The organism is Streptococcus danieliae (assembly GCF_025447695.1).
Taxonomy (GTDB): Bacteria; Bacillota; Bacilli; order Lactobacillales; family Streptococcaceae; genus Streptococcus; species Streptococcus danieliae.
Window position 1 is genome coordinate 1 of sequence record NZ_JAOBSU010000175.1, and the last position, 1790, is coordinate 1790.

Here is a 1790-nt window from a genome sequence, read left to right on the forward strand (position 1 = left end):
AGCTGAGCTAAGGCCCCTTATTGGTTTTTAAACCGGGTTTTCTTCTTTTTTAAGTCATCTACATGACCTCTCAAAACTGAACAAGTACCAATGCCTTTCCTTATCCTTAGAAAGGAGGTGATCCAGCCGCACCTTCCGATACGGCTACCTTGTTACGACTTCACCCCAATCATCTATCCCACCTTAGGCGGCTGGCTCCTAAATGGTTACCTCACCGACTTCGGGTGTTACAAACTCTCGTGGTGTGACGGGCGGTGTGTACAAGGCCCGGGAACGTATTCACCGCGGCGTGCTGATCCGCGATTACTAGCGATTCCGACTTCATGTAGGCGAGTTGCAGCCTACAATCCGAACTGAGACTGGCTTTAAGAGATTTGCTTGCCGTCACCGACTTGCGACTCGTTGTACCAGCCATTGTAGCACGTGTGTAGCCCAGGTCATAAGGGGCATGATGATTTGACGTCATCCCCACCTTCCTCCGGTTTATTACCGGCAGTCTCGCTAGAGTGCCCAACTTAATGATGGCAACTAACAATAAGGGTTGCGCTCGTTGCGGGACTTAACCCAACATCTCACGACACGAGCTGACGACAACCATGCACCACCTGTCTCCAGTGTTCCGAAGAAAAACTCTATCTCTAGAGCGGGCACTGGGATGTCAAGACCTGGTAAGGTTCTTCGCGTTGCTTCGAATTAAACCACATGCTCCACCGCTTGTGCGGGCCCCCGTCAATTCCTTTGAGTTTCAACCTTGCGGTCGTACTCCCCAGGCGGAGTGCTTAATGCGTTAGCTGCGGCACTAAGCCCCGGATAGGGCCTAACACCTAGCACTCATCGTTTACGGCGTGGACTACCAGGGTATCTAATCCTGTTCGCTACCCACGCTTTCGAGCCTCAGCGTCAGTTACAGACCAGAGAGCCGCTTTCGCCACCGGTGTTCCTCCATATATCTACGCATTCCACCGCTACACATGGAATTCCACTCTCCCCTTCTGCACTCAAGTTGAACAGTTTCCAAAGCATACTATGGTTGAGCCACAGCCTTTAACTTCAGACTTATCCAACCGCCTGCGCTCGCTTTACGCCCAATAAATCCGGATAACGCTCGGGACCTACGTATTACCGCGGCTGCTGGCACGTAGTTAGCCGTCCCTTTCTGGTAAGTTACCGTCACTGTGTGAACTTTCCACTCTCACACACGTTCTTCTCTTACAACAGAGCTTTACGATCCGAAAACCTTCTTCACTCACGCGGCGTTGCTCGGTCAGGGTTGCCCCCATTGCCGAAGATTCCCTACTGCTGCCTCCCGTAGGAGTCTGGGCCGTGTCTCAGTCCCAGTGTGGCCGTTCACCCTCTCAGGTCGGCTATGTATCGTCGCCTAGGTGAGCCTTTACCTCACCTACTAGCTAATACAACGCAGGTCCATCTGGTAGTGATGCAGTTGCATCTTTCAAACTTCAATCATGCAATCAAAGATATTATGCGGTATTAGCTATCGTTTCCAATAGTTATCCCCCGCTACCAGGCAGGTTACCTACGCGTTACTCACCCGTTCGCAACTCTTCCAAAAGAGCAAGCTCTTTCTTCAGCGTTCTACTTGCATGTATTAGGCACGCCGCCAGCGTTCATCCTGAGCCAGGATCAAACTCTCATCAAAAGTTTGAGCTAGCGCTCATTTCTGTCACTGACAGATTTATTGTTTTTTTCTTGCCGGGCACTATTGCTAGTGTCCCACACATTGGTATTCGTCTTGTTCAGTTTTCAAAGGTCATGCCTCTCACGAGACAACT

Annotated in this window: 1 rRNA gene; it reads right to left on the reverse strand. The window is 50.8% G+C overall.

What is annotated here, in order from left to right:
- Nucleotides 1–110 precede the first annotated feature (110 nt).
- Nucleotides 111–1657: ribosomal RNA gene (locus N4310_RS08365) — 16S ribosomal RNA — on the reverse strand.
- Nucleotides 1658–1790: the final 133 nt, after the last annotated feature.